Genomic DNA, 12715 nt, shown 5'->3' with positions numbered 1-12715 from the left:
GCGAAGGGGCGGATGCTTCGGCATCCGCCCCTTCGTCGTACCGGCCACGCGGTAGCGTGAGACGGTGACTCTGCTTCCCGTTCCCGACATCGCGATCATCGTCGTCGCCGCCGGATCCGGCACCCGCCTGGATGCGGGGGCGCCCAAGGCTCTCGTCGGAATCGACGCCCACTCGATCCTCCGCCACGCGCTCGACGGCGTCTTCGCCGCGGCTCCGGCGCAGGTGATCGTCGTCGCCCCGGCCGGGTACGAAGGGGATGCGCTGGCGGAGTTGGAGGCGGCGGCAGGTGATCGACGCGACCTCGGCCGCGTCGTGACCGGAGGCGCCACCCGACAGCAGTCCGTGGCTGCGGGCCTGACCGCACTCTGGGGAGATGTCACGACCGTCCTCGTGCACGATGCCGCTCGCGCCCTCACCCCTCCGGCGCAGATCGATGCGGTCGCTCAGGCGGTCGTCCCGGGGGAGGGGGTGATCCCCGTGCTGCCCGTGGTCGACACGCTCAAGAAGGTGGCGGACGGTGCCGTCGTCTCCGCCGTCGACCGTTCCGAGCTTGCCGCCGCGCAGACACCTCAGGGTTTCCCCCGTGCAGAGCTCGAAGCAGCCTATGAGGCGGCGATGGCCGACGGGATCGAGTACACCGACGATGCTGCCCTGTTCGCGGCCGCCGGAAACAGGGTGCGGCACATCGACGGCTCCGCCCGCGCGTTCAAGATCACCACTCCCGGCGATCTGGAGCGTGCGAGGCACCTGCTGGACGCATCGACTCCGGCCGCTCGCCCGGCATCGATCGAACCCGAGGGCATCCCTCGCGTCGGTATCGGCACGGACGTCCATGCCTTCGGTGGCGACGGGAACCTCTGGCTCGCCGGACTCGAGTGGCCGGGGGAGCAGCCCCTCTCCGGGCACTCCGACGGCGATGCGGTCGCCCATGCGATCGTGGACGCACTCCTGGGGGCGGCCGGCCTCGGCGACATCGGTGAGCATTTCGGCACGTCCCACCCCGAGTACTCCGGCGCGCATGCCGACGTCTTCCTCGCTCGCACGCGTGAAATCCTCGCCGAATCCGGGTTCGCGATCGGGAACGTCTCCGTGCAGTTGCAGGGGAACCGGCCGCGCTTCAGTCCTCGGCGTCACGAGGCGGAGGCGGTCCTGTCGGAGATTCTGGGCGCTCCGGTGTCGGTCACGGCCACGACGACCGACGGCCTCGGATTCCCGGGACGCGGTGAAGGCATCGCCGTCACGGCCATCGCGGTGGTGGTGTCCGACGTTCCGCGGAGCATGTGACGATCGTCGGAGGAATACCCCCGATACGTCGGCGGAACGTCACAACCTCCGCGAATCGTCTGTACGGGGCGGGCGCTCAGCAGTCCCCGAGTAGGCTTGTGCGGTGACCCTCCGCCTCTACGACACCCGCGCACAGCTGCTGCGCGACTTCGTGCCTCTCGATCCCGAGAACATCACGATGTACGTCTGCGGACCCACGGTGCAGTCCGGCCCCCACATCGGCCACGTCAGGGCGGCCCTGAGCTTCGATCTCCTGCGTCGCTGGCTCGAGCACCGGTACGGCCGGGTCACGTTCGTGCGCAACGTCACCGACATCGACGACAAGGTGCTCGCCAACGCGACGGATGCCGAGCCGTGGTGGGCGCTCGCCTACCGGATGGAGAGGGAGTTCACCGCGGCGTATGCCGGCGTCGGCATCCTCCCTCCGACCTACGAGCCGCGCGCTACGGCGTCCGTGCCGCAGATGCAGGAACTGATCGCGCTGCTGATCGAGCGGGGACACGCCTACCCGGCTCCGGACGGCTCGGGAGATGTGTACTTCGATGTGCGTTCGTGGTCCGACTACGGATCGTTGACGCATCAGTCGCTCGACGCCATGGAGGCGGCCGAGGATGCTGATCCCCGCGGTAAGCGGAATCCGCAGGACTTCGCGCTCTGGAAGGGCACGAAGCCGGAGGAGCCGGCGGATGCGACGTGGGCCTCCCCGTGGGGCGCAGGCCGACCGGGCTGGCACATCGAATGCTCGGCGATGTCGAAGCGCTATCTCGGCGCCGAGTTCGACATCCACGGCGGCGGGCTGGACCTCCGCTTCCCGCACCATGAGAACGAGCTCGCGCAGTCGACCGCCGCGGGCGACGGCTTCGCCCGCTACTGGGTGCACAACGGGCTCGTGACCGTCGACGGACAGAAGATGTCCAAGTCGCTCGGCAACTTCACCCTGGCGGCCGACGTTCTCGGCGCGCACGACCCGCTGGTGGTGCGCTACGCCCTCGCTGCGGCGCACTACCGTTCGAGCCTCGACCTCGGCGAGTCGTCGTGGACCGAGGCCGAAGCGGCGCTGGGCCGAATCGGCTCGTTCCTCCAGCGCGCGTTCCGTGACGAGGACGGGGGACGGGGAAGGTCCTACTCGCAGAGCCTTCCCGAGGCATTCGCAGCCGCGATGGACGACGACCTCGGTGTGCCGCAGGCCCTCGCCGTCCTGCATGAGACGGTGCGCGCAGGGAACTCCGCGCTCGATGCGGGCGAGACCGATGCGGCGCTGGATTCGGCTTTTGCCGTTCTGGCGATGACGTCCGTCCTCGGCCTGACCCCGACGTCATCGACGAAGGGCGGCGCATCGGCATCCGCTCTGGACGCACTCGTCCAGACGATGATCACCCAGCGCGCGCAGGCGCGCGCTGACAAGGACTGGGCGGCGGCGGATCGCATCCGAGATGCGATCGCCGCCGCAGGAATCACGCTGGAGGACACTCCGGCCGGAACTCATTGGAGTATCGATGGCTAAGCCAGGGCGCCCCGGCGCGAGCAAGGGAAACAAGAAGGGCCCGACCAAGGGCACCGGCGGACTCGGGCGCAAGGCGCTCGAGGGGCGGGGACCGACGCCGAAGGCGGAGGACCGCGCCTGGCACCCGGCGGGCAAGCGCAAGGCCGCGGCCGAGCGCTACGCCGCAGCGACGGGCGGCAAGGGTCGCCCCGGCGGCAGTCGCCAGGGCTCCGGTGGCGGTTCGAACCGCGCGCCGAAGGCGAAGGCAGGAGACGACACCGAGAACGTCACGGGTCGCAACTCCGTGCTCGAGGCGCTGCGGGCGAAGATTCCGGCGACGGCCTTCTACATCGCGCAGCGCGTCGAGATGGACGACCGCGTGAAGGAGATGCTGGCGATCGCCACGAATCGCGGGATCCCCGTGATGGAGGTCACCCGTCCGGAACTCGATCGCATGGCCGGCTTCGACGGCGTGCACCAGGGCGTCGCGATCAAGGTCCCGCCGTACGAGTACGCGCATCCGCAGGATCTTCTCGAGCAGGTCATCGACAAGGGCGAGGTCCCGCTGTTCGTGGCGCTCGACGGCATCACGGACCCCCGCAACCTGGGTGCGATCATCCGCTCCACCGCGGCGTTCGGGGGCCACGGCATCATCCTCCCGCAGCGCCGCTCGGCCGGTGTCAACTCCGCTGCCTGGAAGACCAGTGCCGGAGCCGTCGCCCGCACGCCCGTGGCGCTGGCGACCAACCTCACCACGCAGCTCAAGGAGTTCAAGAAGCAGGGCGTCTTCGTGCTCGGCCTCGACGGTGACGGCGATGTGTCGCTGCCCGAGCTGCAGCTCGCCGATCGTCCCGTCGTGATCGTGGTCGGCTCCGAGGGCAAGGGCCTGTCGCGCCTGGTCTCCGAGACCTGCGATCAGATCGTCTCGATCCCGATCTCGGCGGCCACCGAGTCGCTGAACGCCGGCATCGCGACCTCCGTCGCGCTCTACCAGGTCGCGTCGCTCCGCGCCGCGAAGAACTAGACCGTCCGAGGAAAGGCAGATCATGGCTCGCATCGTCGTGCTCGGAGGGACCGGTTACGCCGGTCGTCACATCGTCAGCGAGGCGGTGAGTCGCGGCCATGCGGTGATCGCGATCTCCCGCTCCGAGCCCACCGACCCGGTGGCCGGCGCCGCGTATCTGCAGGGCTCCGCCCTCGACCTCGGTCCTCTCGCCGAGGCGTTCGTCGGAGCGGATGCCGTCGTGTCGGCGCTCTCGCCGCGCGGCGACATGGCGGACCGCGCACTCGAGGCGCTGTCGAACGTCGTCGACCGGCTCGCGGGCACGGAGACGCGTCTCGGCGTCGTCGGGGGCGCGGGTGGCAGCCTCGTGGCTCCCGGAGGGCCGCGTCTGTTCGATCAGGACTTCCCCGAGGAGTACAAGCACGAGGCGCAGGTCGGCATCGACTCCCTCGCGCTCCTCGAGGCGACGGGTGCCGACCTCGACTGGTTCTTCATCCACCCCGCTGAGGTGTTCGGCCCGTGGGCCGAAGGCGAGCGCACGGGACACTACCGGGACGGCGGTGACGTGATCGTCCGTGATGCGGATGGGAAGTCGTTCATCTCCGGTGCGGACTTCGCCGTCGCCGTGGTGGACGAGATCGAGCAGGGCAACCACCACCGCGAGCGGTTCACGGTCGGTTACTGACGCTCCGAGTCTCGGCGACTGCACGAGTTTTCGCCGAATGTACGGCTCGTCGACGACTGTATGCGGTGCGCTCGGCAACACCCCGCGCACTCGGCGCGCGTCCGCGCGTCAGACCAGGTCGCGCCAGTCGATGTCCTCGTCCTCGTCGGCAACCGGCGTCACACCGGTGACGACGGGCAGGCTCATCGTCTCGGTGGGCGGCCCCATGATGGTCGCCTCGTCTCGCCGGTGTCGCAGCACTTCGTTGATGTAGCTGGTCAGCACCTCCGCGAGGGGAACCGAGCGCCCCTGCGCCTGCGAGAGGTACCAGCGGTGCTCGAGCACCTGGTGGAAGACCTCGGCGGGCTCGAGCTTGGCGCGCAGCTCGTACGGGATCGCCCGCACCACCGGCTCGAAGACACGGGTGAGCCACTCGTGCGCGTACATCTCCTCGTCGGCCCACTGCTTCGTCGAGCGGGCGCGGAACTCGTCGAGGTCGTTCAGCAGGCGCCGTGCCTGGTTCTCCTCCACATCGAGGCCGGTCAGGCGGATCAGCCGGCGCTGATGGTGGCCGGCATCCACAACCTTGGGTTGGATCTCGACGACGGTGCCGTCGGCGGTCGTCGACATGGACATCTCGTCGATGTCGAAGCCCAGGGCGTTCAGGCGCTCGACCCGCTCGGTGATGCGCCAGGTCTCCGCCGCCGAGAACGACTCCTGTGCGGTGAGTTCGGCCCACAGCGACCGGTACGAGGAGACGATCCCGTCGGCGATCGCCACCGCGTCCACCCCGTGTTCGAGGCGACCGCCCGCGGCGAGGTCCATGATCTCGCCGGCGATGTTCGTGCGGGCCAGGTCGAGGTCGTAGGCGCGCTGCCCGTCGGTCAGGCCCTCCTCATGCAGCTCACCCGTCTCCGCATCGACCAGATATGCGGCGAACGCGCCTGCATCACGGCGGAACAGCGTGTTCGACAGGGAGACGTCGCCCCAGTAGAAGCCGACGTTGTGCAGGCGCACCAGCAGCAGGGCCAGGGCATCCACGAGGCGGGTCGCGGTGTCGGGGCGCAGCACCCGGGTGAACAGGGCGCGGTACGGCATCGAGAAGCGCAGGTGGGAGGTGACCAGGGCGGCCGGAAGAGCCTCGCCTTCGGCATCCGTACGTCCGGCGATCACCGCGACCCGGTCGACGCAGGGCACGTCGAGGCGGGCGAGGTTGCCGAGCATGTCGTACTCGCGCTGGGCCATCTCCGCCGTGGTCTCCTTCACCGCGATCACCCGGCCCGAGAGATCGGCGAAGCGCACGAGGTGACGGGACAGCCCCTTCGGGAGCGACACGATGTGCTCGGACGGCCACTTCGCCAGCGTCGTGGACCAGGGGAGGGACAGCAGTCCCGGATCGATCTTGCTGGCGGTGATCCGCAGCGAATCCTGCATGGTGCTCCCTGGTCGAGATGAGACGGAAAAGAGACGCGGCGCAGGTGACCGAAGTCAGCCTGCGCCGCGTCTGTGGATCCGATCAGGCGGAGACGACCGGCTTGTCGTTCAGACGCTCGCCGGACTCGATGTCGAACGCGTGCACGTGGCCCGGGTTCGCAGCGAGCGTGACCGTCTCGCCGGCGTTCGGGTGGCTGCGACCGTCGACGCGGGCGACGATGTCGCTGCGCTTGCCGTTGATCTCGGTGTGGCCGTAGAGGTAGCCGTCGGCGCCGAGCTCCTCGACGAGGTCGACGACGACCGGGAGGCCCTTGCCGTCGGCCGGTCCGACCGTGATGTCCTCGGGGCGCACGCCGACCGTGACCTGGCTGCCGTTCGCGCGCCCGACCGTGTCGCGGTCGAGCGGGACCACCTCGGAGCCGAAGCGGATGCCGCCGTCGGCGAGGTCAGCGGCGAACAGGTTCATCGCGGGCGAACCGATGAAGCCGGCCACGAAGACGTTGTTCGGCTTCTCGTACAGGTCGCGCGGGGAGCCGACCTGCTGGAGCAGGCCGTCCTTGAGGACCGCGATGCGGTCGCCCATGGTCAGAGCCTCGGTCTGGTCGTGCGTGACGTAGACCGTGGTGACGCCGAGGCGACGCTGCAGCGAAGCGATCTGCGTACGGGTCTGCACGCGGAGCTTGGCATCGAGGTTCGACAGCGGCTCGTCCATGAGGAACACCTGCGGCTGACGCACGATGGCGCGACCCATGGCGACGCGCTGACGCTGACCACCCGAGAGGGCCTTCGGCTTGCGGGTCAGGTAGGGCTCGAGGTCGAGGAGCTTGGCAGCCTCGAGCACGCGGGATGCACGCTCTTCCTTGCCGACGCCGGCGATCTTGAGCGCGAAGCCCATGTTCTCGGCGACGGTCATGTGCGGGTACAGCGCGTAGTTCTGGAAGACCATCGCGATGTCGCGGTCCTTCGGCGGGACGTCGGTCACGTCGCGGTCGCCGATGAGGATGCGGCCGGCGTTGACCTCTTCGAGGCCGGCCAGCATGCGGAGGGACGTGGACTTGCCGCAACCGGAAGGACCGACGAGGACGAGGAATTCGCCGTCACCGACCTCGAGGTTCAGCTTGTCGACGGCCGGACGGGTTCCGCCGGGGTACAGGCGGGTGGCCTCGTCGAAAGTCACAGATGCCATTGTCTTTTCTCCTTCACCGGCAGGTACGTGCCGGACGATCCGTAGTGATGAAGCGGCGGGTGACCCCGCCGTGACCCGTCATTGGGTCGGGATCAGTATGACATGAACGGCGGTACCTGGGTATTTCTCAGCCTCACTGACTACCATCGAACTCGGCCGCGCGCAGCGGCGATCGTCGCCGAGCGGCGGTCGGGGCCAACCCGGACCCCCGTTGAGACTCACAGAGGAACGATGTCGAGCGACGAAACGCCGAACGTCCCGACGCCTCGCAATTCCCGCGAGGTCGTACGGGAGAAGGCTCAGAGAGTGCACGCCCAGCAGTCCAGGGCGCGCCTCATGCGACGGATCATCATCGGCGCGGTAGCGCTCGTCGCGGTGGGCGCGATCGGCACGGCGGTGACCCTCGCGGTGTCCTCCCAGGTCTCCAAGCCGAGGCTCACACCGACCGGCATGGAGTCGGACGGCGTCGTCGTCACCGATCTCGAGTCGTTCGCCGGAACGGGTGCCGTGCCGGAGACCCCGAGTCCCGAAGCGTCCGACGCCGGCGAATCGGCCAGCCCGACGCCTGACCCGACGGCGTCCGAGAAGGTCGACATCCACGTGTACGTCGACTACCTCTCACCCGACGCCGGTGAGTTCGAGCGTGCCAATGCTCGACAGCTCGCCGGTTGGATCAGCGAGGACGCGGTCACGGTCAGCTACCACCCGGTCGCGTTGCTCACCGCCAGCTCCAACGGCACCAAGTACTCGCTCCGTTCGGCCGCGGCTGCGGCATGCGTCGCCACGCACTCGCCCGCACAGTTCTACGCGTTCAATCACGACCTGCTCGACGACCAGCCCGAAGTCGGCAGCGACGGCCTCTCCGACGAGGACCTCGCGAACCTCGCGGGCGCGGTCGGCGTCGACAACGCCAAGGCCGTGCGCTCGTGCATCGAGGACGGCGACTTCGTGGGCTGGGCGAAGGAGGCGACGACCAGGGCTCTGGACGGACCGCTCGCCGGCTCCGACGACCTGGTGCTGACCGCAGCGCCGATGATCGTCGCGAACGGCGAGGCCTACGTCGGGGCGCTGGACGACCCGGCCGAGTTCTCGCAGTTCGTGCTGAGCGTGGCGAGCGATGCCTCCCGCGCGACGGCGACCCCCTCGCCCACGACGACTCCGTAGGTCGAAGCCGGGTCGATGCCATCGCTAAGCTGGTGGCATCCGCCGACTTGGCGCAATTGGTAGCGCACCGTACTTGTAATACGGGGGTTACGGGTTCGAGTCCCGTAGTCGGCTCTTCAATCCCTCACGAGAGTGGGGTTCGCGGATTCACTTCTCGGCGGCGGCCTCGGGTGCGTCGATCACCTCTTCGATGAGGCTGATGCCGCCCGTGGAACTCGCAGACTGCATCAGATCCTGAATCCACTTCGGGTTCAGCTGCGGCGCCTCCGGCTCCTCGAACGTGAAGCGCAACGGTATCGACGGATGCAGCCAGATCGTCGAACGTCCCACCTGCTGGCCTTCGGGGTGCCGCCAGGAGAGGGTGAAGCTCTCGTTGCGGCGGAGCTTCGTGGCGATGACCACCTTCAGGTGCGCGAGGGCGCGGTCCTCGATGTGGATGTCATCCCCGTTGCCGTACTGGATCGTTCCCATGCCAGAACGATAGCGGCCTGGTGGTGACCACGCATTCCGATGTATCGCCTCAGTCAATGATATGTTACACATCAGGCAGGTTTCCTGGCGGGCCGACGGATCGTGCCAGGTAGAAGACGCGCAGGTGGCCGCCTCCCCGCTCCGGCCACCTGCGCTTGCCTGCGCGAATTCGGGGATTCAGAGCACCTGAGAGGGCGAGATCTTGAGCAGCGCACCCGAGACAGCGACGGTCACCCCGGAGTGGCAGCACGACTACCCCTACACGAAGAAGATCTCCACGGCCGAGTACGAACGGGAGAAGCGGCTGCTGCAGATCGAGCTCCTGAAGCTCCAGTCGCACATCAAGCATTCCTCCGAGCGGCTGCTCATCCTGTTCGAAGGACGGGACGCGGCGGGGAAGGGTGGGGCGATCAAACGCTTCATGGAGCACCTGAATCCTCGCGGCGCTCGGGTCGTCGCTCTCGACAAGCCGACGGATGCGGAGCGGACGCAGTGGTATTTCCAGCGCTACATCGCGCATCTGCCCTCCGGCGGCGAGATCGTGATGATGGACCGCTCCTGGTACAATCGCGCCGGCGTCGAACGGGTCATGGGCTACTGCTCGTCCACGGAGTACGAGGAGTTCATGCAGACCGCTCCGCAGTTCGAACGGATGATCGTGAGCTCGGGCATCCGCCTCATCAAGCTGTGGTTCTCGGTGGGAGAGGCGGAGCAGCGTCGTCGGTTCAGACGGCGCAGCGACGACCCCGTCAAACAGTGGAAGCTGAGCCCCACTGACCTCGCCAGCATCGACCGTTGGGCGGATTACACGGCGGCGAAGGAAGCCATGTTCTTCCACACGGACACGCCATCCGAGCCGTGGATCGTCATCAAGTCGAACGACAAGAAGCGGGCTCGACTCGAAGCGATGAGGTGCGTCCTCGCCCGTTTCGACTACCCGGGCAAAGATCCGCTGGTCGCCCACGCTCCGGACTCACGGCTCGTCGGGCGACCCTCGCAGATCTACGACGAGGGCGAGACGCCGAAGACGAACTCGTCCCCCGCCGATGCGGAAACATGACGTCATCCGGGAATGCGTGGATCCCGATCCGCGGTTGTCTTGGTCATGACTCGTATCGGCACCAGTGATCTTGACGTCCTCCCGCTCGCGCTCGGCGGCAACGTGTTCGGCTGGACGGCCGATCGCGATACCTCGTTCGCCGTGCTCGATGCATTTGTGGACGGCGGTGGCGACTTCATCGACACGGCCGATTCGTACAGCTCCTGGGTGCCGGGGAACGAGGGGGGCGAGAGCGAGACGATCATCGGGGAGTGGCTCGCATCCCGTAAGCCGTCCGGTGTCGTCGTGGCCACCAAGGTGAGCCAGCACCCGCAGTTCCGCGGCCTCTCCGGACCGAACGTGCGAAAGGCGGCCGAGGCCTCGCTCCGGCGTCTCGGCGCTGACGAGATCGACCTGTACTACGCGCACTTCGATGACGAGACCGTTCCGCTGGAGGAGACCGTCGCCGCGTTCGGACATCTCGTCGAAGACGGTCTGGTTCGTCACGTGGCGGTGTCGAACTATTCGGCGGAGCGCATCAGGGAATGGATCGAGATCGCGCGGCGCACGGGCGTCGCCGTGCCGGTGGCCGTTCAGCCGCACTACAACCTCGTTCATCGCAATGAGGTCGAGGACACCATCATCCCGGTCGCCGAGGAGTTCGACCTCGGGCTGGTTCCCTATTACGCCCTGGCGAGCGGATTCCTGACGGGCAAGTATCGCTCGACCGACAGCTCGGAGCAGGATTCCCCCCGCGCGCAGGGCGCCGCGAAGTACGCGACTGAGGCCGGGTTGCGGATCATCGGTGCGCTCGAGCAGGTCGCCGATGCTCACGGGACGTCGGTCGCCGCGACGTCTCTCGCCTGGTTGCGGGCGCAGCCGACCGTCGTCGCGCCGATTGCGAGTGCTCGCACGATCGCACAGGTGCCGGACCTGCTGGCGGGTGCTCGACTCGAGCTCTCCGCTGAGGAGGTGCGGCTGCTCGACCGCGTGTCGGAATGGACCCCCGCCGGCGCCTGATGCGTCAGGTCTCGTTTCCGACGAGGCCGAGTCTGTGCGCCAGGATCACGGCGTGGATGCGGTCGCGCGCGTGGAGTTTCGCCAGCACCCGACCGACGTGGGTCTTCACGGTCGATTCGCCGACGTAGAGGGAGCGGGCGATCTCGGCATTGGTCAGTCCGCGCCCGATCGCGAGGAACACGTCTCTCTCACGATCGGTGAGGGATTCCAACGCCGCGCTCTCCGCGGCATCCGGTGTCCGGGTGGACGAGGAGCCGAGCTGCGGGGTGACGTGCTCGAGCAGCATCCGCGTGATCCGAGGGGAGAGCGCCGCGTCTCCGCGGTGCACGGCGTGCACTGCGGAGATCATCTCGTGACGCTGTGCGTCCTTCAGGAGGAAACCGCTCGCGCCTGCGCGGATGGCGCCGAAGGCGTATTCGTCGAGATCGAACGTGGTCAGCACGAGCACCTTGGTCTGAGGGTGGTCTCGCACGATGGCCTCCGTGGCGGCGATGCCGTCCAGCTCCGGCATCCGGATATCCATGAGCACCAGGTCCGGCGCGAGTGCGGCGCTCTGGGCGATCGCCGCCCACCCGTCGCCGGCCTCGCCCACCACGACGATGTCGCCCTCTGCTTCGAGGACCATCCGGAACCCGACGCGGATCAATTCCTGGTCATCCACCAGAAGCACCCTGATCGCATCCGTCATCGGTCGTCCTCCATCGATTCGCTCGGTACGGCCGGGCCGGTCGCCTTCGTCGGCAGCACGGCGTGCAGAACCCATCGTCCTGCACCGGATGGCGCGGACTCGACGCTTCCCTGGACATGGGCGGCGCGCTCGGCGAGTCCGCGCAGACCGAAGCCCTCGGTCCCGATGCCGCCGGACACGCCGTCGTTGACGATGTCGATCGTCACGGAATCCGGTGCGTAGTCCAGTCGTACACCGATGGTCGAGGCGGTGGGGGCATGACGCATCGCGTTCGTCACGCCCTCCTGCACGATGCGTCCGATCGCATGCGCGACGGCGGGGGAGACCTCGGCGTGCCCCACGACCGTGAGCGTCGCGGGGTATCCGGCGCGCTGGGCCGCCTCGACCGTGTCGCGCGGCCGGGCCGGATTCGTGGGGGCCAGGGGCAGCGGAGACGCGTCATCATCCCGCAGCACACCGAGCATGGATCGCATCTCGGTCAGGGCGGCACGAGCGGTGTCCGCCGTGTGGGTCGCCGCCTTGCGTGCCTGTTCGCGGTCGGGCGTCGCCGCGGCGCCTTCGGACAGTGCCACGATCACCGTCAGCGAGTGGGAGACGATGTCGTGCATCTCCCGAGCGATGCGCGCCCGCTCGGATGCGGCGGCGAGCTGCGCCTGCTGGTCACGCTCGACGAGCAGCTGCCGCGAGCGATCGATGACGGCCGACAGATAGCGCTTGCGGCCGCCGACGTTGACGCCGATGAGCGTGCCGATCAGGCCGAGAACGATGTAGCTGAGCGCGGTGTCGAGTCCGTTCTGCATCACGATCACGCCGGTGAGCATCAGGAGTCCGCTGAGCAGGAGGAACCACGCCGCGCCGATTCCGTAGCAGGTCCAGGCCGCGCGCGACGAGCGATAGACCGCGAGACCGTAACAGGCGACGAGCAGCAGGATGATGCCGCTGGACAACCCGGTGAACAAGCCGACCGTTCCCAGGATCACCGCCGCGACGAAAGGACCGAGCGGCGCCCGTCGTCGCCACAGGAGTGTGCTGCACGCCACCACGATCATCGCCAGCGTGGCGATGTTGATCGCGATGTAGGTGGATTCCGGAACGGACTCCTCGGCGAACCGACCCGCCGGGGCGAGGGAGAGGAGCAGGCAGAGCAGCGTCAGCAGGATGTCGGCGAACAGCGGATGCCGCGCCCAGAATCGCCGGAAGAGCCCCGGCGCACGCGGAAGCCGCAGCTCCTCGTCCTCTCGGATCGAGTCGCTGCGGCTTCGCGTTCTGCTCACAGGC

General features: G+C 68.2%; 12 protein-coding genes and 1 tRNA gene. 8 read left to right on the top strand and 5 right to left on the bottom strand.

Annotated features, from left to right (window positions below; genetic code table 11):
- Positions 1-64: 64 nt before the first annotated feature.
- The 4 genes from ispD to ACWGO6_RS09465 all read left to right on the top strand — a co-directional run bounded on the left by ispD (position 65) and on the right by ACWGO6_RS09465 (position 4456).
- Entirely contained in the window at positions 65-1285 is a 1221-nt protein-coding gene (gene ispD, locus ACWGO6_RS09480) for a 2-C-methyl-D-erythritol 4-phosphate cytidylyltransferase (RefSeq protein ID WP_452326557.1), read from the top strand.
- Between the two features lie 103 nt (positions 1286-1388).
- The gene (cysS, locus tag ACWGO6_RS09475) at positions 1389-2789 is read left to right on the top strand and encodes a cysteine--tRNA ligase (RefSeq protein ID WP_452326556.1); all 1401 of its coding nucleotides are present in this window, start codon (positions 1389-1391) and stop codon (positions 2787-2789) included.
- Positions 2782-3792: a 23S rRNA (guanosine(2251)-2'-O)-methyltransferase RlmB gene (gene rlmB, locus ACWGO6_RS09470; RefSeq protein WP_136041165.1), complete on the top strand. Its 1011-nt coding sequence runs from the start codon at positions 2782-2784 to the stop codon at positions 3790-3792. The genes cysS and rlmB overlap by 8 nt, the downstream gene beginning before the upstream one ends.
- A gap of 22 nt (positions 3793-3814) precedes the next feature.
- Positions 3815-4456 (top strand): NAD(P)-dependent oxidoreductase, encoded by a 642-nt coding sequence (locus tag ACWGO6_RS09465; RefSeq protein ID WP_452326555.1) that lies wholly within the window; start codon positions 3815-3817, stop codon positions 4454-4456.
- 108 nt (positions 4457-4564) lie between these two features.
- Here ACWGO6_RS09465 and ACWGO6_RS09460 read toward each other — a convergent pair whose 3' ends face one another.
- Both ACWGO6_RS09460 and ACWGO6_RS09455 read right to left on the bottom strand, forming a co-directional pair.
- The gene (locus tag ACWGO6_RS09460) at positions 4565-5869 is read right to left on the bottom strand and encodes a DUF4032 domain-containing protein (RefSeq protein ID WP_452326554.1); all 1305 of its coding nucleotides are present in this window, start codon (positions 5867-5869) and stop codon (positions 4565-4567) included.
- Positions 5870-5951: 82 nt separating this feature from the next.
- A complete protein-coding gene (locus tag ACWGO6_RS09455) occupies positions 5952-7055 on the bottom strand; it encodes an ABC transporter ATP-binding protein (protein ID WP_029262761.1) in 1104 nt (367 codons plus the stop codon).
- Between the two features lie 231 nt (positions 7056-7286).
- On the opposite strand from ACWGO6_RS09455, the gene ACWGO6_RS09450 reads away from it, so the two are divergent.
- Together ACWGO6_RS09450 and ACWGO6_RS09445 are read left to right on the top strand one after the other, a co-directional pair.
- Complete coding sequence (locus tag ACWGO6_RS09450; RefSeq protein ID WP_136041162.1) at positions 7287-8219, top strand: DsbA family protein; 933 nt, start codon at positions 7287-7289, stop codon at positions 8217-8219.
- 41 nt (positions 8220-8260) lie between these two features.
- Positions 8261-8333: transfer RNA gene (locus tag ACWGO6_RS09445), tRNA-Thr, on the top strand.
- Positions 8334-8366: 33 nt separating this feature from the next.
- On the opposite strand, the gene ACWGO6_RS09440 is transcribed toward ACWGO6_RS09445, so the two are convergent.
- Complete coding sequence (locus ACWGO6_RS09440) at positions 8367-8690, bottom strand: DUF7882 family protein (protein ID WP_136041161.1); 324 nt, start codon at positions 8688-8690, stop codon at positions 8367-8369.
- A 202-nt stretch (positions 8691-8892) separates the two neighbouring features.
- On the opposite strand from ACWGO6_RS09440, the gene ppk2 reads away from it, so the two are divergent.
- Entirely contained in the window at positions 8893-9750 is an 858-nt protein-coding gene (gene ppk2 / locus ACWGO6_RS09435; protein ID WP_452326553.1) for a polyphosphate kinase 2, read from the top strand.
- A gap of 45 nt (positions 9751-9795) precedes the next feature.
- Positions 9796-10749 carry an aldo/keto reductase gene (locus ACWGO6_RS09430; protein ID WP_452326552.1) on the top strand — a complete coding sequence of 318 codons (954 nt, stop codon included), beginning with the start codon at positions 9796-9798 and terminating at the stop codon, positions 10747-10749.
- A gap of 4 nt (positions 10750-10753) precedes the next feature.
- On the opposite strand, the gene ACWGO6_RS09425 is transcribed toward ACWGO6_RS09430, so the two are convergent.
- Together ACWGO6_RS09425 and ACWGO6_RS09420 are read right to left on the bottom strand one after the other, a co-directional pair.
- Positions 10754-11437, bottom strand: a complete 684-nt coding sequence (locus tag ACWGO6_RS09425) for a response regulator (protein ID WP_452326551.1) — start codon at positions 11435-11437, stop codon at positions 10754-10756.
- The gene (locus ACWGO6_RS09420) at positions 11434-12711 is read right to left on the bottom strand and encodes a sensor histidine kinase (RefSeq protein WP_452326550.1); all 1278 of its coding nucleotides are present in this window, start codon (positions 12709-12711) and stop codon (positions 11434-11436) included. The genes ACWGO6_RS09425 and ACWGO6_RS09420 overlap by 4 nt, the downstream gene beginning before the upstream one ends.
- Positions 12712-12715 lie beyond the last annotated feature (4 nt).

The sequence above is a fragment of the Microbacterium sp. NPDC055665 genome (assembly GCF_053618035.1).
Note: the sequence above shows the minus strand (reverse complement) of the source record. Positions and strands in the feature narration are given on the sequence as shown.